The following is a 22,057-nucleotide window of genomic DNA, read 5'->3' on the forward strand; positions in this document are numbered from 1 at the left end:
CCTTATTTGCTCCTTGAGTTTGCGACTGTTTGGGCGCTATGGCGTTTTACATATTTAATCCCTTGCCACAGCATTAGCCCTGCAAATACGGCTGCCATCGAAAACCACTGCAACGCATAGCCCCAATGTTTTTGTGCCGACAGTGGGAAAGGTTGCCAAGGATGGGGCAATGTGAGGGAAGGTAATTGCTCTGGTTGCAACACGACAGGTAACACTTGGTGCCCTAATACCTTAGCCATTTCGGGCATATTTAAATTTTGAAAGCGAATACTTGTCCCTGTTTCTGCCATTAAAGCTTGGCTCAAGGGATTGATTTGCTTTTGATAAAGCCTGCCTTCGATATTTAATGCCCCGCTTAGGGGAGTGATGTGGGGCAACTCATCCCGATGGGAGCCTGCGGCAACAAAGCCTAACTCGACCAGCAACCAAGGTTTTTCAACTTCTACTTGCAGGGGTTGGAAGGCTAAATATCCCACTTGACCTTGATAGATTTGATTATCCAGCAGCCAGATTTGTGAGCTTGCGGGAGTGGCGCGTACTTGCAGTCGATAACCAGTCACACCTTCTTTGCCGACCTTGAGTTGGAGCTGCTCAAAACTTAATGGCAGCAAAGCTTGCCTTGCTTCCATCTGGGCTAAAAGCGTCGTTTTATCTTCACCACGGGCTAACTGCCATAAACCCAACTTGACCAATATAGTTAATACAGCCACAGTCAATATCAGTAGAAAAACCGTTAATTTATTCAGCAGAACATGAGGATATTGTATGAATAGCCTGTTCATTTTTAAGTTGGTCTTAGTTCTGCTGTTGCTATTCATCATTTTTAATCTAGGTCGCGCCTTGTTTATTATGGTGAAAGGTGATGAAAAAGTGCCTATGAGCCGTTATCTTGGTCGGCGAGTGATTTTCTCCGTGCTCGTTATCTTGTTATTGCTGGTGGCCTTAGGGACTGGGTTAATTAGCCCCAATCCCACGCCTTACTAAAGCACTAGAGAACGTAAACGAAAATAAACAAACACAGCCAGACCACATCCACAAAGTGCCAATACCAACTCCCCGCTTGGAAAGCAAAATGTTTATCTGCGCTAAAGTGCCCCTTCAACACTCTGAAAAACAACACGAATAAAAAGAGCGTCCCCAGTGTGACATGCATGCCGTGAAAGCCAGTTAACAGGAAGAAGGTGTTGCCATAAATCCCAGAGGTCAGGGTGAGTCCCATTTCCCGGTAGGCATGCATATATTCTTCTGCCTGTAAGGCAAGGAAACCCATACCCAAGAGTATGGTGATACCAAGCCAGAGAGTAATGGCAGAACGCTTGCCTTTTTCTAGGCTGACATGGGCGAAATGTAAGGTAACTGAGGAGGTTAGCAGTACGATAGTGTTGATTAATGGCAGTCCAGTCCATGGCATAGCTTGGGTTTTAGTACCATCTGGCGTAGTAATGAGCGGCCAAATAGCTTCAAACTGAGGCCAGAGTACTTCGTGGGTCATGGCATTATTCGATGCGCCACCGAGCCAAGGCACTGCGAACATGCGGGCATAAAATAGTGCCCCGAAAAAAGCGCCGAAAAACATGACTTCCGAAAAAATAAACCAGCTCATACCTTGGCGAAACGATCGATCCATTTGGCTAGAATAGAGCCCTGCCATCGACTCTTGGATCACGGTTCTAAACCAACCTACCAGCATGAATAGGATCACAGCTATCCCAACCAGCAGCACATAACCGCCACCGGATGCACCTGATTTCAATTGTTGCACGAAAAGGCCTGCACCAGAGGCGATTAAGAACAAGCCAATGGCACCTACAATAGGCCAAACACTTTGGGATGGAACGTAGTAAGTTTGATGTTTCGTTATCATTTTGCAGCTCCTTGCTCTATGGCAGACGCTAACTGCTTGTCGGTAATGTCGTAGAGAGTGTAAGAGAGGGTCAGAGTGTGGATAGACTCAGGTAACTGAGGATCCACATAGAAAATGAGCGGCAGCTCTGCGCTAGTGTCCGCCGCTAAGGGTTGTTGATTAAAGCAAAAGCATTCTGTTTTATTGAAATAAGCGGCACCTTGGCCGGGCGAAACTGAAGGTATCGCTTGGCCAATCGTTGCTTTAGCGGACATATTGCGAGCCAGAAATGCCGTATGGATTAGCTCGCCAGGGTGAACTTCGAGCCGTTTGGTTTGTGGCGCAAATGTCCATGGCATGCCTGTTTGTACCTGAGAAATAAATTCCACAGTCACTATTCGGCTTGTATCTACTGTGATTGCTTGATAATTACTCGCGGTATTGGAGGGTTTTCCATTGATACCGAGTTGCTCGCACAACACATCGTAGAGCGGCACCAGCGCGAATCCAAAGCCAAACATGCCAATACAGCCGATAACTAACATGCTGATAAGTTTACGATTTGACTTAGGTTTATCTTGCTGGTGTTGGGTTGCCATTTCATTTCACCTCAGGTGGTGTCGTGAAGGAGTGGTAAGGCGCAGGGCTTGGCAATGTCCATTCTAAACCCTCGGAACCTTCCCAAGGTTTAGCGGGAGCTTTTTCGCCGCCCCGGATGCACTTAATTACTAATACTAAGAAAATCAATTGCGATAAGCCGAAGGCGAACCCACCAATCGAGACGATTTGATTAACATCGGCAAATTGAATCGAGTAGTCAGGGATACGCCTTGGCATTCCTGCCAGCCCAAGGAAATGCATCGGGAAAAATAGCACATTGACTGAAATCACCGAGCACCAGAAATGCCATTGTCCCAGTTGTTCGTTGTACATGTGTCCCGTCCACTTAGGTAGCCAGTAATAGGCCGCTGCCATGATGGAGAAAATCGCACCAGTCACTAGTACATAATGGAAATGTGCCACAACAAAATAAGTATCGTGGTACTGGAAGTCGGCGGGCGTAATGGCGAGCATTAATCCCGAAAAACCGCCAATAGTGAAGAGTATGATAAAGGCTACAGCAAACAGCATGGGCGTTTCGAAACTGAGTGAGCCGCGCCACATAGTGGCAACCCAGTTAAACACTTTCACCCCAGTTGGCACTGCAATCAACATAGTGCAATACATGAAGAACAGCTCGGCAAACACTGGCATACCTGTGGTGAACATATGGTGCGCCCACACGAGGAATGACAGAATTGCAATACTAGCCGTAGCATAAACCATGGATGCATAGCCAAATAAGGGTTTACGACTGAAGGCGGGCACTATGGCAGAGATGATGCCAAAGGACGGCAAGATCATGATGTAAACTTCAGGGTGGCCGAAGAACCAGAAAATATGCTGGAACATCACAGGATCGCCGCCGCCAGCCGCATCGAAGAAACTCGTGCCGAAAAACTTATCGGTCAGCACCATAGTCACTGCGCCCGCGAGTACGGGCATAACCGCGATCAGTAGGAATGCCGTGATAAGCCAAGTCCACACAAATAATGGTAACTTCATCCATGTCATGCCTGGCGCGCGTAAATTCACTATGGTCACAATCACGTTGATCGCGCCCATGATCGAACTTATCCCCATGATGTGAATAGAAAATACAAAGAGCGCCGTGCTATCTGGGCTATAAGTTGTTGATAGTGGTGCGTAGAAGGTCCAACCAAAGTTTGGTCCGCCACCTTCCATAAACAACGAACTGAGAAGGATAGTGAAGGCGAAGGGGAGTATCCAAAAACTCCAGTTATTCATCCGTGGCAGCGCCATATCGGGCGCTCCTATCATCATAGGGATCAGCCAGTTAGCAAGCCCTGTAAAGGCTGGCATTACCGCACCGAATACCATGATCAGCCCATGAACAGTTGTCATTTGGTTGAAAAAGTTGGGCTCGACCAATTGTAATCCAGGTTGAAAGAGTTCAGCGCGGATCACCATGGCCATAGCGCCACCGGTTAAGAACATAATGAAGCTGAACCATAAATACAAAGTACCTATGTCTTTATGGTTGGTGGTTAGCAGCCAGCGCATGATGCCCTTTGGCGCACCATGATGATGGTCATCATGGGCTGCGGTTTGATCTTGAGTCGTTGTGCTCATCATTATCCCCTACTGTCCATGACTTGCGATATCAGCAGGTTGCACTGTATCGCCGGTATTGTTGCCCCAAGCATTGCGTTCATAGGTAATGACTGCTGCAAGTTGCTGTGGGCTAAGCTGTTTGCCAAATGCCTGCATAGCCGTGCCCGTTTTGCCGTGCATCACAATATCGATGTGATTGGCGACTGGTCCAATGGCGATAGCACTACCCACTAGCGCGGGGAAGGCGGGTAGTATTCCTGCACCTGTCACTTGATGGCAGGCAGCACAGAAGGTCGCGTAGACAGTTTCACCTTCGGCCATGAGGGCGTCATGGCTGAGTGTGGGGAGGCTTGCGGGATCGACTGCAGCTGAGACGTCTGCAGGCGCGGGTGTCGGAGTTGTACTGCTTGGTACCGCGGCGGATGTTTGTGCAGAATTGCCGTCCATGTACTCGTTGACGTCTTTGGCTTGCACTGCATCGCCAGTATTATTGCCCCAAGCATTACGCTCGTAGGTAGTCACTGCCGCGATTTCTTGTGCAGTCAATTGCTTACTAAACGCTTGCATGGCAGTACCCGTTTTACCGTTGAGCACAATTTCAAGGTGACCGCTGAGTGGTCCCGTTGCAATCGGGCTACCTTTAAGGGGCGGAAATACGCCTTGCAACCCTTCGCCATTGGGCTGGTGGCAGGCTGCGCAGTGTCCGAGGTAAACTTGTTCGCCTAGAGTCATCAACTCTTCTTTACTTAGGGTTTGTGATAAAGCGGCTTGAGCGGCTTCAGCCGCAGCATCTGCGGCTTGTTTTTGCTCTGTGACCCAAGCCTCAAACTCGGCTTCGGGTAACGCTTGTACTACGATAGGCATAAAACCATGGTCTTTTCCGCAGAGTTCGGCGCATTGACCGCGGTAAATGCCGGGTTTGTCGATGCGAGTCCAAGCTTCATTGATAAATCCAGGGTTGGCATCTTTCTTAATGGCAAAGGCGGGCACCCACCAAGAATGTATGACATCCTCTGAAGTCATCAGAAAGCGGATTTTGCGGTTTATCGGTAGAACGAGCGGTTTATCGACTTCCAATAGATAGTTTTCACCCTTGGTTTCGGTGCCTTCAATTTGTGCTCTGGGTGTTGTAAGTATGCTATAAAAATCAATATCTTGATCGAAATAGCTGTAATGCCATTTCCATTGGGAACCCGTGACTTTTACGGTGAGATCGGCGTTACTGGGATCTTCCATTGCGATTAAAGTTTTTGTCGCTGGAATCGCCATTAAGATCAAAATGATAAATGGCAGAATCGTCCAAGCGATTTCAACTTTAGTGCTTTCGTGAAAGTGGGACGCGACAGCGCCTTTGGATTTTCTGTGGTTGATCATGGCGTAAATCATGACGCCAAAGACCACTAGGCCTATTGCGCAGCAGATATACAAGATGGTCATGTGCAAGTGATAAACCTTGCCACTGATCTCGGTCACGCCAGGGGTCATGTTGAACCGCATGTCCGCGGCGGTCAACGGTGGTGCGAAAAGCACCACGAGTAAACAATACAACAATTGCTTCACAAGACTTCTCCTCTGCCAATTGCGAATAGCAACTACAAAGAAGAGCAACACAGTAAGTCTCAACTCTATGCAAACTCTTCAGTTCCCAAAAAAGCTTTTTTGACTTCAACGTGCGTTGGCGGCTGTTACTTTTAATCAAGTATTGTTACTGCTGGTAATTAGCCACGCTGGCACATACTGCTGAAATAAATCTGTTCTCTATTTTTAGTGGCGCTTCGAGTTCGATAAATACTCGATTCATTGACCACGGAAGGTGATATATCATCACCGACTTAACCAACCATACTTGCTGTTTAAATATTGATCAAGATCACTTATTTATCTAATTATCTGAAAAATTGCCAAAAAAAAGCCTCACATTCATAGGTGAGGCGGCTTTCAAGGTAAAAATTAAATGAATATTTAGTGTACAGCGCTAAAAAAAGATTGCTGACCGAAGAGATTGCCTTGCTCAATGCGTACGTCGGCATGTAAGTGACTGTTTACGTCTTCAAGCACTATGCCCATAGCTCGGGCACTTTTAGCCACGATTTGTAGGCGTCGATTATCCCGCGCATCCAATGATTGAGTCCAAGTAATGACTGCACTGGACGTACCACTTGTTAGGGCTTTCTCCATCGCCCACAGGGTTTCGACTTCATCTTTAGCATGTACCAGCAAAACTCTATCCATACGCACACCTGCGCTGGCGAGCATTTGCTTGTAGCCAATACTTGGAGGGTTGATGAGCACTAACCAACGGCCCTGTTGGCTTAACTGAGCGAGTTGTGCACTCAGATGAATTAATTCTTGGCGACCTTGAGTCTTAGTTGGCATGCAGGCGATGGGCGCATGGTGCCAGTCATAGTCAGCATCACGGACTTCATCGAGCCACAGGCCCGGATGGCGGGGGGCATTGCCAAGTAGTTTATTCATAGCCAATCTCCATTACGGATCACACCGACGGCGAGTCCTTCAATTGTTAAACTTTGGAAGCCTAAATCCACTTTAATCGGGGAGTAATCTTCATTTTCGGCATGTAGATAGACTACATTACCTTTTTTTTCGAAACGTTTAACAGTGACATCGTCATCGACTCTAGCGACAACCACTTGACCATTTCTAGCTTGTTCTACTTTATGAACTGCCAGCAAATCACCTTCGAGAATACCGATATTTTTCATGCTGTCGCCCTTTACTCGCAGTAAAAAATCGGCGGCGGGATGAAACATGCTTGGGTCGACTTGGTAGTACTGTTCAACATGTTCTTGGGCGAGGATAGGTTCACCCGCGGCCACTTGGCCGATGAGCGGTAAACCTGTTTCAGTCAAATCTTCGATTTCCGCAGGCAGACGAATGCCTCGAGATGTGCCTGGCATGATCTCAATGCAGCCCTTTTTTGCCAACGCTTTAAGATGTTCTTCAGCCGCATTGGCGCTCTTAAAACCTAAACGGGTTGCGATTTCTGCCCGAGTGGGTGGCATGCCAGTATCGGCAATATTTCGTTTAATTAGCTCTAAAATTTCAGCTTGGCGTGGCGTCAAAGGTCTCATGGTGTTTCCTGTTTTTCTATACAGTTACTGTTAGTATATACAGTATTATTTGCAGCGCAAGTATTAACCACTTTTTAGCTATGTTGGAGAGAATTAGCGAATATTGCCCATAGTCTGGTATTCTATCGGGCTAGTAAACGCACTTAATTGCATAAGAATAATGCCTAAACACGACTCTCTTTGGTTGAAATCATTACGTTGGATCCAAAAACACTTAGTGCACACTATTGTGGTACCTCAGGATCCCTTTGCCGATCTGAATCTGGATGCTTCCAGACCCCTTGTTTATGTGATGAAAACAGAATCTCTCAGTGACATAGCTGCTTTGAGCGAAATAACGGCTAAGTTAGGTTTACCAAGCCCTTATGAGCCTCTAGTGGCTAATGGTGTGACTGCGCCTCGGGTTGTCTGTCTTCAAGGACGTAAGCCACTGTTTGGCGAACGTGCTGGTAATGAGCCTTTCCTCGAATGCTTTATGCGTTTGTTAGCCGTGCATAAGGAACGTCCTGAATTGGATATTCAACTTGTGCCCGTGAGCTTGTATTGGGGTCGAACGCCAGGGAAAGAAGACGACACTATGAAGGCGGCCGTATTTGAGCGGGAAAACCCGACTTGGCTGCGCAAGTGCTTGATGATTCTGTTCTTAGGTCGACATAACTTCGTGCAGTTTTCGAATGCCGTATCCCTGCGTTACATGGCTGACGAACATGGCACCGACATGGGGATTGCCCATAAGTTAGCACGGGTTGCGCGCGTGCATTTCCGTCGTCAACGTAAGGTAATGACAGGGCCTGTGCTGCCAAACCGCCAAGCACTGTTTCATTCGTTACTCAAATCTGAGTCGCTGCGCAAAGCGATTCAAGAAGAAGCCGCCAGTAAAAAGATTTCTGAGACCCAAGCGCGCGAGACGGCTATTGAGTACCTCGATGAAATAGCAGCCGATTACTCAGATAGTTTAGTGCGTATTGCCGAGCGTTTCTTAACTTGGTTGTGGAACAAGCTTTATAGCGGGATCAACATTAAAGGCGCCGAGCAAGTTCGCCAGCTGCATCACGATGGCCACGAGATTGTTTATGTGCCTTGCCATCGCAGCCACATGGATTACCTGCTGTTATCGTATATTTTGTATTATCAAGGCATGGTTCCGCCGCACATTGCTGCTGGCATCAACCTCAACTTCTGGCCCGCGGGACCTATGTTCCGTCGCGGTGGTGCCTTCTTTATCCGCCGTAGTTTTAATGGCAACAAGCTGTATACCGCAGTATTTCGTGAGTATTTAGATCAGCTGTTTGCTAAAGGTTATTCGGTGGAATACTTCTCCGAAGGTGGCCGTTCACGTACTGGCCGTCTGTTGGCGCCGAAAACTGGCATGATCGCCATGACGATGAACAGCGTACTGCGCGGTATTGAACGTCCTGTCACACTTGTGCCTGTGTATTTAGGCTATGACCATGTGATGGAAGTGGCGACTTACCATAAAGAGTTAAGCGGTAAGAAAAAGAAAAAAGAATCTGTGTGGCAGGTGTTCGGTGCCATTCGCAAATTAGGTAATTTTGGCCAAGGTTACGTGAATTTTGGCGAGCCTATTACCTTACAAAATTTCTTAAATGAGCGTGCGCCAAACTGGCGTGCTGAGTTGGCCGATGATCCCGAGCAGAAACCAAGTTGGTTAACTCCAGCGGTAAACGTGCTGGCTAATCGGGTGATGACGCGTATCAATGATGCCGCAGCCGCGAGTTCGGTGACTTTGACTAGCTTAGTCTTACTGGCGACAGATCAAAACGCCTTAGAACGTAGTCTGCTGGAGCGTCAGCTTGATTTGTATCTGACCCTACTCAAAAAAGTGCCTTACACTTCTTATACATCTGTTGCGGAAGGTGATGGTAAGCATTTAGTGCAGCAAGGTTTAGAGCTGAACAAGTTTGTTGTTAGTGCCGATCCTTTAGGGGAAATAGTGTCTATCGAAGCGAGTCAGGCAGTGTCTATGACTTACTATCGTAACAATATCATTCACTTATTTATTGTTCCTTCATTAATTGCGAGTTGTTTAACCCACAATGAACAGATCCTGCGCCAGCAAGTCGTTTCAATCGTTGCCGATTTTTATCCATTGCTGAAAGCCGAACTCTTCATGGGAATTAAAGACTTACCAGCCTATGTTGAGCAAGTACTGGATTTCCTGATTGGGCAAGGTTTAGTGGTTGAGACAGATACTTTAGCTGTCGTGCCTGAGCACTCAAGCCAATTATTATTGTTAGCCAGTTCAGTGAGCGAGACTCTGCAACGGTACGCTATTATTTTCAATCTGTTAGCGAACAGACCTAAGATGGAGCGCTCAGAACTTGAGTCTGAGAGCCATTTACTCGCTCAGCGTTTAGGGGCTTTACATGGTATTACCGCGCCTGAATTCTACGATAAAAAACTCTACGGTACTTTGAGCGTGAAGCTCAAAGAATTGGGATATCTGGCGGATAGTGAAGATAAGTCCAATATCAATCGCATACGAGATCAGGCCAATAGCTTATTACGTCCGTCAGTGAGACAAACGATAGTGGCGAGTGTCACCGCGGAGCACACAGTTTAATGGCAAATCATATGAATGCGGCTAAGCATAAGCCCGCAGGTAAGTCCTTGCTTGGTGGTGCCATGATTATTGCTGGCACGACCGTAGGTGCTGGGATGTTTTCTCTGCCCGTGGTCGGTGCAGGTATGTGGTTTGGCTATTCGATTTTAATGTTATTGGGTATTTGGTTTTGCATGTTGATGTCGGGCTTATTGTTGCTCGAAACCAATTTACATTTCGAACCTGGTGCTAGCTTCGATACCTTAAGCAAGCAAACTCTTGGGCAGTTTTGGCGGATAGTGAACGGCGTTTCTATCGCTTTCGTGTTGTATATTTTGACTTATGCCTATATCAGCGGCGGTGGTTCGATTGTGAATCACAGCTTGCAGGGCATGGGAATTGAGTTACCGCAAAGCGTGGCAGGGCTAGTGTTCGCCATAGTATTGGCGAGCATAGTGTTGATCAGTACTAAAGCCGTGGATCGGATTACCACGATTATGCTCGGCGGTATGATCATTACCTTCTTCCTCGCGATCGGAAATTTATTGATCGAAATTGATGTGACTAAGTTGCTCGAACCCGATGGTAATAACAGCTTTTCACCTTATCTGTGGGCGGCGCTGCCCTTTGGTCTCGCTAGCTTTGGTTACCATGGTAACGTCCCCAGCTTAGTGAAGTATTACGGCAAAGATTCTTCCACCATTATCAAGGCGATTTTCGTCGGCACCTTTATCGCGCTGGTGATTTATGCCTGTTGGTTAGTGGCGACTATGGGTAATATTCCCCGCAGCCAGTTTATCGACATTATTGCTCAAGGTGGCAATATGGGAGTGTTGGTGGGCGCTTTGTCTGAGGTGATGGCGAGTAGCTGGTTAAACAGTATGTTGACCCTGTTTGCTAACTTAGCCGTGGCTTCATCTTTCTTAGGGGTGACCTTAGGTCTGTTCGATTATCTTGCCGATTTATTTGGTTTTGATGATTCACGCTCTGGCCGAATGAAAACCGCGTTAGTGACCTTTGTGCCGCCAACGATTTTAGGATTACTGTTTCCCGATGGCTTCTTAGTAGCGATTGGCTTTGCGGCATTAGCGGCGACAGTGTGGGCGGTAATCGTCCCGGCGCTGATGGCCTATAAATCGCGGCAGTTGTTCCCCGATAGCACAGGTTTTAGAGTGATAGGCGGTACACCGCTGATTATTCTTGTGGTGTTATTTGGCATAGTCACGGGTGCATGTCATCTGCTCGCGATGGCAAATTTACTGCCGCAATATTCCTAATTTGTTGTGATGATTTAAGCCCTCCATGTGAGGGCTTTTTTGTCTTTAGCGGTTGAGTTTTGTCTTACAGATCTTTTTAACCTGAATACTGGACAGAAATACAAACTCAGGCTTAACTCGAATGATTGTTAAAACAAAGGAGCCGATAATGAAAATGACTCAGTACGCACAAGGACATGCATGTTGGGTTGAACTTGCAAGCCATGATTGGCAGGGAACAACAGCATTTTACCAAGCGTTATTTGGTTGGAACTCGGTTGAAATGCCGATCCCTGAAGGTCACTTTTCGCTATTTAATTTAGCGGGAGATGACTTAGGCGCCATGTATCAAATCCCTGAGTCAGAAGCACATATCCCCAGCCACTGGCGTATCTACTTTGCCGTCGATGATATCGATGCCAGCATTGCAGAGATTCAAGCGGCGGGCGGCCAAGTGCACATGGGGCCGCATATTGTGGGTGATGCGGGCGTGATGGCGCAGGTGAGCGATCCTGAAGGCGCACGCTTTGCTTTATGGCAAGCGAAGAACCACATAGGTGCTCGCCGTCAGGGTGAACTCAATACCCTTTGCTGGGTTGAGCTGGCTTGCAAAGAGCCGCGTACTGAAGAAGCCTTTTACTGCAAAATCTTCCCTTGGACCAACATGCCGAGTGACATGCCTGACATTGAATACTCAGAATGGCAGCTTAATGGTCAATCCATCGGCGGCATGATGACGATAATGCCCGAATGGGGCGATATTTCTCCCCATTGGCTGCTTTATTTTGCAGTAGCCGATTGCGATGCATTTGCAGAAAAAGCCCAAGCGTTAGGCGCGCAAGTGTGCATACCGCCTAGTGATATCCCTGATGTGGGACGATTTTCTGTCATTGCTGACGCCCAAGGCGCTACCTTTGCGGTGATCAAGCTTAATCAGATGTGACTGGCATATTAAGTGCTGTCATTAAGGTTAAAAACGGCGACGCTAAATCGCCGTTTTTATTTGTCTAACTATTTGTTTAATTAGCGTTATCAATCATGATTGTTTCAGGGCAGGAGCCTTTTGAGGCCTTATTGGCTTTGGCGAGTAGGCTAGGTAAGGAGTCAGAAGTTTTAATGACTTCGGGCAAGTTAATGCGGATTTCACTCAGTAATCCCTTGCCACATTCAAGACTCATTTTAGTGTGAGCGCCTTGACCGAAGCTGCTATCAAAACTTTGGTTTAACTCACTTTTACTGACACTCTTACCTATGTTGTCATGAATAAATTTTTGTACCCATGCCGAGGCATTGACCGCTTGGGTCAGCTGGGTTGCCAATAAAAAGTACTCGTTAGGGTCTTGGCTACGGCAAGTGCCGTGTTTCCACCATTCGTGGCGTTCTAAACAGGTGCCATATTGGGCGCTTGGCATGACTTCTTCTAAATTTTTGCGCACCGATGGATTCAGTTCAAACTCTGGATAAGTACAGAAATCATTCGGTTGCAGTTTGACTGTGCTGCAATAGCCATATCGCGTGCCGCATTGTTGTTTATTCGGCCACAGTCCGTGCAGGCTGAAGTGTTGCCATTGGCTCGATTCTGGCGTTTGGCTGAGGGCGCGACATTCGGCTTTACGGCGGCCATAGAGTTCACAAAAGGTGCTTTGCCAGCTTAATGCCAGCACGTTGGCGTCAAATTCACCGCCGATTCGGCATTGATTTCCTTGGCGTTTCTCTGGGGTACCATGCTCTTTAAGGCTATCTCGGCTTTTTGCTTTGATGTCCGATGCCGTGGTGGTTTGCGCCGGTTCCGCCGCCGTTGCAGGTGTTGATAAATTACTGTCAGCAACATTAGATAGATATTGACCACAATCGCCGCTGATCCAACGCATGGGAGACTTCACCGCATTGGTGCGCACTCTTAGCCAATCAGGTTTAGCACTATTGCCGAGGATTTCAAGTACAGGGTAGCGCTCACCAATATTGCTCTGCCATTGGTCTGGATTCGTCTGCTTATTTTTCGATTGAAATAGCTCACAGCGTTTGTCGGCAACGAATTCACCGGTTGCGGGTGCGGCAAAGGCGGGTGCTGTAATGATGAGCGCAGCGCATAAACCGAATGCGGCAAGTAATGCGCGTGATGGGGTTTTAAGGGAAAGTGCTTGCGGCCATATCCGGCTGATGGTTAAACAAAATGACTTGGTCATGTGATGGAATCCTTCCTGCGGCAGTGAATTGAGTCAATTCTGTGTGGCACTGAGTCAATGGTACACATAAGCGCTATAAACTTAGAGGCTTATTTTACCCAGAGTGGTATATGGCACTGTTGTAAAATTAGATTTTTAATCTGATTGAATGAGAAAATCCCCTCAAACTTTAATGGTTTGAGGGGATTTTTATCGGTGTTCTAGCGCCGTACACTCAATTACGCCGCGTCTTTCTTTAATTTACGCGAGTAAATCAGTAGATAAAGTGCGGGTAGTACAAACAGTGACAGTAATGGGGCCGTAACCATGCCGCCGACCATAGGTGCGGCAATTTTCTGCATCACATCGTTACCCGATCCTGCACCCCACATAATGGGGAGTAGACCGAAGAAGATGGTCGCTACTGTCATGGCTTTGGGGCGGATCCGCATAACGGCACCTTCCATTAACGCTTCTTTTAAGTCGCTGACGCTGTGGTAATTATCTTTCTCTTGTCTGTGCTTGATGGCGTTATTGAGATACACCAGCATTACTACCCCAAACTCGGCGGCTACACCCGCTAAGGCAATCATACCGACGGCGACTGCCACTGAGATGTTGTAATCCAGTAGGTATAACAGCCAAGTGCTGCCGACCAACGCGAAGGGGAGGCTGAGCATGATAATACTGGCCTGAATGGTGGAGCCAAAGGTCATCATCAGCAGGATGAAGATGACGGCTAATGCCATAGGGATCACTTGCTTAAGTTTTGCATCTACCCGCTGCATATATTCGTACTGCCCTGCAAAAGTGTAGCTGTAGCGCGGGGGCACCTTGAGTTCGGCATTTAAAGCTTTCTTGGCGGTCGTAATATATTCGCCGATAGACGTGCCTTCAATATCGATAAACACCCAAGAGATTAAGCGACCGTTTTCACTGGTGAGCATAGGTGCGCCATCGGTGATTTCTATATCCGCTAAATTTCGCAGTGGTAGATAATTTCCCGATTTAGTGATCACAGGGAGTTCGCGCAGCTTTTCGATATTATCGCGTAGCTCACGGGGATAACGTAGGTTGATGGGATAGCGCTCAGCCCCTTGTACCGACTCGCCAATATCCATACCGCCAATGGCGTAACGCACGACATCTTGAATATCTTGCAGTGACATACCGTAACGTGCGGCCACATCGAGTTTGGGGGTGATATCGATATAACGCCCGCCACCACTGCGTTCAGCATAGGCTGACTTAGTGTGTGGCACTCTACTGAGGATGGCCTCTATTTCTGCCCCTAGATTTTGCAGCTCGTTGACATCGGCGCCGGTGATCTTAATACCGACGGGGGTTTTTATCCCCGTCGAGAGCATGTCAATACGGGTTTTGATGGGTTGTACCCAAGCATTGGTGAGTCCTGGTACTTTGACGGTTTGCTGTAGTTGGGCAATGATGCCATCTAAGGTCATGCCTTCACGCCATTCCTCATGGGGTTTGAGCATGATAGTAGTTTCAAGCATGGTCAGCGGCGCGGGATCGGTCGCGGTTTCGGCGCGGCCTACCTTGCCAAACACGCGGGCCACTTCGGGCACGGTTTTAATCAAGCGGTCGGTTTGCTGCAAGACTTCGGCGGCCTTACTGGCACTGATACCGGGCAATGCCGTTGGCATGTAGAGCAAATCGCCTTCTTCAAGGGCGGGCATAAACTCACTACCCATGCGGGTCATGGGATACCAAGCACTGGCCAGCGCGACTAACGCTAACATCAGGGTGACTTTAGGAAATTTAAGCACCAGTTTGAGCGAAGGTTGGTAAAGCGCGATCAAGAAGCGACTGAGAGGATTGCTGCGTTCGCTGGGAATTTTGCCGCGAATAAAGTAACCCATCAAAATCGGCACTAAGGTGATCGATAAAAAGGCCGCCGCTGCCATGGCGAAAGTTTTAGTGTAGGCCAGTGGCGCGAATAATCGACCTTCCTGCGCTTCGAGTGCGAACACAGGCACAAAGCTTAAGGTGATAATAATCAATGAGAAAAATAACGCAGGGCCGACTTCAATCGACGCTTCGGTGACGATGCGCCAATGCTCCTTAGTATCGGGCTCGCGATCATGTTTGGCTTTGAAATGTTCTAAATGCTTGTGCAGGTTTTCGATCATCACAATCGCGCCATCCACCACGGCGCCGATAGCAATGGCGATGCCGCCAAGGCTCATGATATTGGCGTTCACACCCATCTTATTCATCACGATAAAAGCGATAAGGATGGATAGCGGCAGGGTTATCACGGCCACGAGTGTGGAGCGCGCATGCAGCAAAAACAGTAAGCAGACTAAGCCAACCACCAACATTTCTTCGACGACCTTGCTAAACAAGTTGTCGACGGACTTAAGAATCAAGTGGGATCTGTCATAGGTTGGGATAATCTCAACCCCATCGGGCAGGCCCGCTTTGAGTTCTTCGAGTTTAGCTTTCACCGCATCTATCGTCGCTAAGGCGTTTTCGCCGTAACGCATCACCACAATTCCGCCAACGACTTCACCTTCACCGTCGAGTTCGGCTATACCGCGGCGTGAGGCTGGGCCTTTGCGCACAGTGGCGACATCTTTGAGTAATAAACCTGTACCAGAAGGGCTGGTGATACCAAGGGGAATTTCACGAAAATCCTCTAGCGTCTGGCGATAGCCTTTGGCGCGCACCATGTATTCGGCTTCGGCCATTTCGATCACTGAGCCGCCAGCTTCGCTATTAGCTTTATCGATCGCTTGTTTAATGCTGGCGATATCGAGCTTATAGATCGCCATTTTATCGGGCTCAAGCACTATCTGATAGGTTTGCTCCATGCCGCCGACGGTGGCAACTTCAGACACGCCTGCCACGCTTTGCAGCTCTAGCTTGAGATACCAATCCTGCAGACTTTTGAGTTGCGATAAATCTAAATTGCCAGAGCGATCGACCAGCGCATATTCATACACCCAACCGACACCGGATGCATCGGGACCGAGTGAAGGTTGTACGCCCTGGGGTAAACGGCTGCTAATTTGACTCAGGTACTCGAGCACCCGCGAGCGTGCCCAGTAGATGTCGGTGCCATCTTCAAAAATCACATACACATAGGAGTCGCCGAACATGGAATAACCACGTACGGTTTTGGCGCCTGGTACGGCTAACATGGCGGTCGACAAGGGATAAGTCACTTGTTCTTCAACCAATTTAGGCGCTTGGCCCGGGTAAGGGGTTTTAATGATCACTTGTACGTCGGATAAATCCGGCAGCGCATCAAGCGGCGTTTTGCGCAGCTCCTGCACGCCCCAAACTGTGATCATGATGGCGATAATCAACACCATCAATCGCTGCCTGATTGACGCCTCGATAATATATTTCAACATAACGCGCTCCTAGTGCTGATGACCGCTGCTTAAACGCATTAAGCTGCCCTTGAGACTGGCTTCGGAGTCGAGTAAGAATTGCCCCGAAATCACCACACGTTCACCTTCATTCAGGCCTGAAATAATCTCGGCTTTACCTTGGCTCATCATGCCGACTGTGACGGCCTTGGCGGTAAAGCTGTCATCGGTTTGTTTGACGATCACGCGGTTTTCTTTACCCGTCTGAATTAAAGCTTCCTGCGGGATCACGAGCACATCTTTATTCGGGCCACCGAATAGCGAGACTTTCGCGAGGGTTTTAGGTCTTAAATCTACGTCGGCATTGTTGAGAACCACTCGTACTCGCAGGCTGCGAGTGACTGGGTCAAGCTCAGGGTAGATATAATCGATCGTGCCTTCGATGCCACTGATATTCATGGCGGGAACGGCAATTTCGGCCTTTTGACCTTTAGCAATCCAGCTTTGCTCATTCTCGAATACGTCGGCAATCACCCATACCTTAGAGAGATCCACTAGGGACATGACTTCGGTCGAAGGCTGAATGTACATGCCATCACGAACGTCGAGGGCTTTAACTATGCCATCCTCTTTGGCGTAGAAAGGTACGCGATACTGGGTTTGATGTGACTCGGCTAATTGTTTGATTTGTCTGTCGTTAAAACCGAGGAAAGATAAGCGTAAACCCGCATTGCGCACCAAATCTTTGTAGCGGCCTTGGCCGTTTGCTTTGGCGGTGTCCATGGCGAGCAGGTAGTCATCTTGGGCGTTAATTAAATCGGGAGAGTAGATCTCGTAGATCAGTTGGTCTTTCTTGACGGTATCCCCCACGGATTTGACCATGAGCTTTTCAATCCAGCCAGTGACGCGGGCATGGATATGGGTGATCTGGCTTTCGTCGTAATCGATTTGACCGACGGTTTCGACAAATTTCCACAGTGTGTCGCGTTCAACCTTGGCGACTTTGAGTGCCAGCGCTTGCTGCATACTGCCGGAAACATTGATATTGATTTCTTGGGTATTGCCGCCCGTTTCGACTTTTTCTAAGTTCATGCCGCAGATAGGGCAAGTGCCGGGCACATCGCTGATGATGTGAGCATGCATAGGGCAAACGTACTTGATTGTTGTCACGTGGTTTTGGGCTTTAACTAAGCTGTCGGCCTTAGGTGTTGGGGTATCGAATACCTGGCTCGAAGCTTTCGCTGCCAAGATTTGTCCATGCTCAGAGGCTTGGTGATCTGCGACTTGATGCTGTGCATGCTCGGCCGCAGAGTTTGCGGTATCTTGTTTCTCAACTAAAAACATATTGCACTTAGGGCAGCGACCAGGCTCATGGCTGAGCACTTCGGGATGCATAGGGCAAGTGTAGGTTTTTACTTGATTTAACGAATTATTTTTAGGCGCTGTTGCAGAATTTACTGCAGCTTCGGTCGCCACGGGCTCTTGTGTGCTCGCCAGTTGGGCATGGCTCAACCAAGGCGTACCTAAGAGTAAGCTACTCAAGATCAGTACGGCTTTAGGGGTCTGCTTTTTTACGGTTTTAAATGAATTCATATGCCTCATCTCCAGCCTAGCTTAGTGGTGTTTGTGGGCGTTTTTTGCCGCACCTTCAGCCGGTTTTGCTTCTATTGCCTTTGGCTCTAAGTTCATACCACATTGAGGGCAAGTATCCTCTTTGCTGCCAGTCACTTCAGGGTGCATAGGGCAAACATGGGTATGTGCTTGTTCCTGTGGATTGGCATTGTCGTGTTGATGTGCGTGCGGCGCGGCCGTCGCAAACACGCTTGTGCTGGTCAGCAAGAATGTGATTAAGGCGAGATTAGTTAGTGTTTTCATATTATTCACTCCATCGGATTAACGGCCGAATACGAGCGCATAAACGTCAGTGAGCACAGTGGATCAAAGCGGTTCGCTTCGATAGACGAATTGATGCCACAATTTGGCATTCGGCTCAGTAATCAACGTTTTGCTAGACTCGGGTGCACGATTTAATGATAAGGCACCACAATAAACGGCTAAATAGGGCGTTAGCTTAGGGCTAACAGCATTGTCGTTTTAGCTTGGTCGTTTGGCTTTTTTTAAGGGTTTATTTGCCCAATAAGCACAAAGTAGAGCTAGGCTATCGGTGGTTTAAAGGCCGAAGACAAAGAGATAGAGTGGAAATGAGGCATAGGAGTGGCCATTGCAGTATCGCTCATGCTCACACTTGGCCAGAGGTGTGGGCTGAATAGAGTGCCAGCGACTGAAATCGTCAAACAATGACCACAATCATTTGAACATGATGTGGTGCCATCACAGCAATGCTGTTTCGCGCCGGGAAGCATTTTATCGTTGCAGCAATCCGTGTTGGCCATTGAATGTGAGTCAGAACTGTTCTCCGTGTCCATCTGCATCATTGTAGCGTGGTGCATTTGGGAGGAAACCTCATGATTCATCGCACTCATATCCATAGTGTGTGGCACCATGGCGTGACCATTAGACACGACACTTTGCCCGACGAGTGCGAGTAGAGTGAATATGACTAAAAAATAACGACTGAGTGTGTGATGCATAAGTATTCCAAATGATGAACGGCTCGAGTCTAGCATAGAGGCATTATGCTGTAATGATTTAACTCACATTTCAGCACATGCCTCAGATTAAATATTTAACTCGTCTAAATTAGAAAGCGGGGTTGCTGACTAACATTTTCGCCATCAGTTGGCTGTGGCTTTGCAGTGGATATTCGCCCGCTTTGTCACCATTAATACTGAGTTGAATCGTTGGATATTTAATAAATTGACGCGCTTCAGCTTCAGTCATTATTTTGGGCTGGGTGATTTGGTAGCTATCACTCGCCTTCACATCCAGCACTAAGTAAAGCGGCGCTGATTTAACCCAGTTGCCACTATCATCGGCGCGATAATCAAATATATCCTGATATTTTAGCTCGAGCAGTACTTTCCCTGCGGAGAGTTGGATGGGTTTAAAGGGCGTGGTTGGCACACCATTGATACTGATAACACTGAGCGCATCTGTGCTATTTAAGCTGGCGGCTGTAACTGTGGTGCTACTTAATAAGGCACCGATAACGAAAGTAAGGCCTAGTAAGCTTTTGTTCAATAAAGTGGTTTTCATAATAAACTCCAAAAATTCTCTGTACCTCGTTGCGGTGCGAATATGCAGCGGCGCAATCAAAGGTGTTTAGTCGGTTTTACGTTGTAAAAAACGAAAGACGTTACAGTGAATTGGAGTTAGGAGGCGGTGTGGTGAGCCCGAGGTCGGCAGTTTGCATCGCCCAGCCTTGTATGGCAATACGCTTGCTTGCTGGGTTGGCGAAGGCCAGTTCTAGCACTGCAGGCTCAAGGTAAAGTGATGATAGGCAATGGGTTTGACAATGACTTGTCATACTATCTTGGCAGTGTTGCAAGCAATCGGATGCAGAACAATCTGGCATGGTGCAGTTCATTTCTGCATCCATCATCAGCATGGTTTGACTGCTGTGGCCATTGGTGTTGGCTGAAGTTGGCATAGCACTCACTATCGCCGATTGGGCGATTAGCGAAAATAACACTGCTATGGTGATCCAAAATTTAGCCATGATAACTCTGAAAATTGATTGCTTACCCTTAGAGACCTTAGTTAGCCCAATAAAGTTTCATATACGATTCAAATTTTAATTTTTAATGATTTATTTCTCCGCCTACTTCAATAATTAAACAAAACATCGACTGGATCACATTTCTATTTTCTAGAAATGATTTCAATAGTGATTGATTCTCAAAGGGGAAATCTCATCGCGATAATCGGTAACTTGCGATTATCGGGTGATTGCATTAGCTTTAGTTAAAGTGCATCACAGTTCAGCTAGCGGTTTTTACCAAATGACGTCCAAATAGTTAGAGCTAAGTCTCATTTTGCGCTTTTAAGGTTAATTTAATCAGCAAATTTCGGCTTAAAATCAAATTTCTAATAAATGAAAGAGCATAAACTAGTCTTATAAAAACTAATTTTGACAATTTTGGAGATAGAGTGATGAACTGGCGTGCACTATTTAAACCTAGCGCGAAATATTCAATCCTGGCGCTACTGGTCGTCGGTATTGTAGTGGGTGTTGTGGGATACTTTACCACTCAACAAACATTACACGCGACCAGTACAGATGAGTTCTGTATGTCTTGCCATAGCAATCATTCGCTGAAGGATGAAGTGTTGGCTTCTGCCCATGGCGGCGGCAAAGCGGGGATTACGGTTCAGTGTCAAGACTGTCACTTACCCCATGGTCCAGTCGATTATTTGATCAAAAAAATCATCGTATCTAAAGATTTATATGGTTTCATGACAATTGATGGCTTTAACACTCAAGCCTGGTTAGATGAAAATCGTAAAGAACAAGCGGATAAAGCGCTGAACTATTTCCGTGCGAACGATTCTGCTAACTGTCAGCATTGCCACACTCGTATTTACGAGAATCAGCCAGAAACTATGAGTAAAATGGCTGTAAGAATGCACTCAAATAACTTCAAGAAAGAACCTGACGCGAGAAAGACCTGTGTTGACTGCCATAAAGGCGTAGCACACCCATATCCAAAAGGATAAGGTTTAGCGATTCAGTTTCTTAATTGATAGCCATTAAAAAGCCCTCAATAGAGGGCTTTTTGCTGTCTGTGTGCTCGGTTAATTCGCTTGAGTCATCACCCGTTGTCGATAAGCTAACAGGCTGAAAATTCCGAAGATAAACACTTGTAGATAATCTTGTTTCGTTAATGGTAGTAAGGTCTTAAACAGCATGTGGAAAATCGCGACTTGGAAGCAATGCATCATGCAGGTAATGGCAAACAGGATATTTAAAGTAATCGCCACATTGCCTTCAAAGGGGATGACTAAGTTGTAGGCCATCATCAACCATGCAATCAGAGTGATGGCTTTACCTAAGTTAATCAATAAGGGCATGGTTTTCATCTTCGATGGGCTCAACAGTGGTTTCTGAGTGATATTGATATAAACGGTAGCTCACTTGCCCTGCATTCTTTTCTTTTAAGGCGTGCCAGCGCGAAGGGATAGCAAGTTGCGGCAATTCAGACTCGATTTCAACATAAATCAGCGCACCATCATTAAGCCAACCTTGAGAATCTAGCAGTTGAATCGTCTTTTCTGCCAATCCCTTACGAAAGGGGGGATCGATAAATACCACATCGAAACCTTGCTCGCAGCCCCTTTGCAGTACCACTAACGTATCAGCATTGAGCACTTCGGCCTTATCGCATTTAAGGGTTTGCAGATTTTCTTTTAATTGCAGGGCTGCGCCGCGTTGCAACTCGATAATTTGGGCGAAACTGGCATAGCGGGACAAGGCTTCGAGAGCTAAAGCGCCACTACCGCCAAAACAGTCGAGTACACGTGCATTGACTAAATCATTAGCCAGCCAGTTAAAGAGTGTTTCGCGAACCCTGTCTGTCGTTGGGCGTAAACCTTCGAGATCTTGGATAGGTAGACGACGCGAGCGCCATTGGCCTGCGATGATCCGCACTTGTCCACTGCCGGGTTTATTTTTGGCTGTTTGACCCTTGGTCACATTATTTTTGACCGTTCGATGATTAACCAAAG

Annotated in this window: 21 protein-coding genes; 5 read left to right on the forward strand and 16 right to left on the reverse strand. The window is 47.3% G+C overall.

Going from position 1 to position 22,057, the window contains the following annotated elements; genetic code table 11:
* Nucleotides 1-2: 2 nt before the first annotated feature.
* The gene (locus tag L5M11_RS13970) at nt 3-767 is read right to left on the reverse strand and encodes an SURF1 family protein (RefSeq protein WP_263192529.1); all 765 of its coding nucleotides are present in this window, start codon (nt 765-767) and stop codon (nt 3-5) included.
* Here L5M11_RS13970 and L5M11_RS13975 point away from each other — a divergent pair.
* The gene (locus tag L5M11_RS13975) at nt 766-984 is read left to right on the forward strand and encodes a DUF2909 family protein (protein WP_105250645.1); all 219 of its coding nucleotides are present in this window, start codon (nt 766-768) and stop codon (nt 982-984) included. The genes L5M11_RS13970 and L5M11_RS13975 overlap by 2 nt on opposite strands.
* A 4-nt stretch (nt 985-988) precedes the next feature.
* Here the strand turns inward: L5M11_RS13975 and L5M11_RS13980 are convergent, their stop codons facing one another.
* The 6 genes from L5M11_RS13980 to lexA form a co-directional block, all read right to left on the reverse strand.
* Entirely contained in the window at nt 989-1,864 is an 876-nt protein-coding gene (locus tag L5M11_RS13980) for a cytochrome c oxidase subunit 3 (protein ID WP_263192511.1), read from the reverse strand.
* Complete coding sequence (locus tag L5M11_RS13985) at nt 1,861-2,442, reverse strand: cytochrome c oxidase assembly protein (protein ID WP_263192514.1); 582 nt, start codon at nt 2,440-2,442, stop codon at nt 1,861-1,863. The genes L5M11_RS13980 and L5M11_RS13985 overlap by 4 nt, the downstream gene beginning before the upstream one ends.
* A 1-nt stretch (nt 2,443) precedes the next feature.
* On the reverse strand, nt 2,444-4,036 hold the full coding sequence (gene ctaD / locus L5M11_RS13990; protein ID WP_263192516.1) for a cytochrome c oxidase subunit I: 1,593 nt from the start codon (nt 4,034-4,036) through the stop codon (nt 2,444-2,446).
* A gap of 9 nt (nt 4,037-4,045) precedes the next feature.
* The gene (coxB, locus tag L5M11_RS13995; RefSeq protein ID WP_263192517.1) at nt 4,046-5,578 is read right to left on the reverse strand and encodes a cytochrome c oxidase subunit II; all 1,533 of its coding nucleotides are present in this window, start codon (nt 5,576-5,578) and stop codon (nt 4,046-4,048) included.
* Between the two features lie 402 nt (nt 5,579-5,980).
* Nucleotides 5,981-6,493: a cell division inhibitor SulA gene (locus tag L5M11_RS14000; RefSeq protein ID WP_131524817.1), complete on the reverse strand. Its 513-nt coding sequence runs from the start codon at nt 6,491-6,493 to the stop codon at nt 5,981-5,983.
* Nucleotides 6,490-7,110, reverse strand: coding sequence for a transcriptional repressor LexA (gene lexA, locus L5M11_RS14005; protein ID WP_105250639.1), 621 nt, complete (start codon nt 7,108-7,110; stop codon nt 6,490-6,492). The genes L5M11_RS14000 and lexA overlap by 4 nt, the downstream gene beginning before the upstream one ends.
* Before the next feature lie 160 nt (nt 7,111-7,270).
* Between lexA and plsB the strand changes: the two genes are divergently transcribed.
* The 3 genes from plsB to L5M11_RS14020 all read left to right on the forward strand — a co-directional run bounded on the left by plsB (nt 7,271) and on the right by L5M11_RS14020 (nt 11,872).
* Nucleotides 7,271-9,694, forward strand: coding sequence for a glycerol-3-phosphate 1-O-acyltransferase PlsB (plsB, locus tag L5M11_RS14010; RefSeq protein WP_105250638.1), 2,424 nt, complete (start codon nt 7,271-7,273; stop codon nt 9,692-9,694).
* On the forward strand, nt 9,694-10,950 hold the full coding sequence (gene mtr, locus L5M11_RS14015) for a tryptophan permease (RefSeq protein WP_173497974.1): 1,257 nt from the start codon (nt 9,694-9,696) through the stop codon (nt 10,948-10,950). The genes plsB and mtr overlap by 1 nt, the downstream gene beginning before the upstream one ends.
* 148 nt (nt 10,951-11,098) lie before the next feature.
* Nucleotides 11,099-11,872: a VOC family protein gene (locus L5M11_RS14020; RefSeq protein WP_263168563.1), complete on the forward strand. Its 774-nt coding sequence runs from the start codon at nt 11,099-11,101 to the stop codon at nt 11,870-11,872.
* Nucleotides 11,873-11,948: 76 nt separating this feature from the next.
* Here the strand turns inward: L5M11_RS14020 and L5M11_RS14025 are convergent, their stop codons facing one another.
* The 7 genes from L5M11_RS14025 to L5M11_RS14055 all read right to left on the reverse strand — a co-directional run bounded on the left by L5M11_RS14025 (nt 11,949) and on the right by L5M11_RS14055 (nt 20,051).
* Entirely contained in the window at nt 11,949-13,115 is a 1,167-nt protein-coding gene (locus L5M11_RS14025; protein WP_263147440.1) for a ribonuclease T2, read from the reverse strand.
* Between the two features lie 218 nt (nt 13,116-13,333).
* The gene (locus L5M11_RS14030; protein ID WP_263147443.1) at nt 13,334-16,474 is read right to left on the reverse strand and encodes an efflux RND transporter permease subunit; all 3,141 of its coding nucleotides are present in this window, start codon (nt 16,472-16,474) and stop codon (nt 13,334-13,336) included.
* A 9-nt stretch (nt 16,475-16,483) separates the two neighbouring features.
* Nucleotides 16,484-18,025: an efflux RND transporter periplasmic adaptor subunit gene (locus L5M11_RS14035; RefSeq protein ID WP_263168561.1), complete on the reverse strand. Its 1,542-nt coding sequence runs from the start codon at nt 18,023-18,025 to the stop codon at nt 16,484-16,486.
* Between the two features lie 21 nt (nt 18,026-18,046).
* Entirely contained in the window at nt 18,047-18,307 is a 261-nt protein-coding gene (locus L5M11_RS14040) for a heavy metal-binding domain-containing protein (protein ID WP_198572393.1), read from the reverse strand.
* 278 nt (nt 18,308-18,585) lie between these two features.
* Entirely contained in the window at nt 18,586-19,023 is a 438-nt protein-coding gene (locus tag L5M11_RS14045) for a hypothetical protein (protein ID WP_263168558.1), read from the reverse strand.
* Between the two features lie 109 nt (nt 19,024-19,132).
* Nucleotides 19,133-19,588: a DUF2057 family protein gene (locus tag L5M11_RS14050; protein ID WP_198572391.1), complete on the reverse strand. Its 456-nt coding sequence runs from the start codon at nt 19,586-19,588 to the stop codon at nt 19,133-19,135.
* Nucleotides 19,589-19,688: 100 nt separating this feature from the next.
* Nucleotides 19,689-20,051, reverse strand: a complete 363-nt coding sequence (locus L5M11_RS14055; RefSeq protein WP_198572390.1) for a hypothetical protein — start codon at nt 20,049-20,051, stop codon at nt 19,689-19,691.
* Between the two features lie 434 nt (nt 20,052-20,485).
* On the opposite strand from L5M11_RS14055, the gene L5M11_RS14060 reads away from it, so the two are divergent.
* Entirely contained in the window at nt 20,486-21,049 is a 564-nt protein-coding gene (locus L5M11_RS14060) for a NapC/NirT family cytochrome c (RefSeq protein ID WP_105250630.1), read from the forward strand.
* A 78-nt stretch (nt 21,050-21,127) separates the two neighbouring features.
* On the opposite strand, the gene L5M11_RS14065 is transcribed toward L5M11_RS14060, so the two are convergent.
* Entirely contained in the window at nt 21,128-21,412 is a 285-nt protein-coding gene (locus L5M11_RS14065) for a DUF1145 domain-containing protein (RefSeq protein ID WP_263168555.1), read from the reverse strand.
* Nucleotides 21,387-22,055: a 16S rRNA (guanine(966)-N(2))-methyltransferase RsmD gene (gene rsmD, locus L5M11_RS14070; protein WP_263175671.1), complete on the reverse strand. Its 669-nt coding sequence runs from the start codon at nt 22,053-22,055 to the stop codon at nt 21,387-21,389. Before rsmD ends, L5M11_RS14065 begins: the two co-directional genes overlap by 26 nt.
* Nucleotides 22,056-22,057 lie beyond the last annotated feature (2 nt).

This window comes from Shewanella sp. SM87, from assembly GCF_025653705.1.
GTDB lineage: Bacteria > Pseudomonadota > Gammaproteobacteria > Enterobacterales > Shewanellaceae > Shewanella > Shewanella oncorhynchi.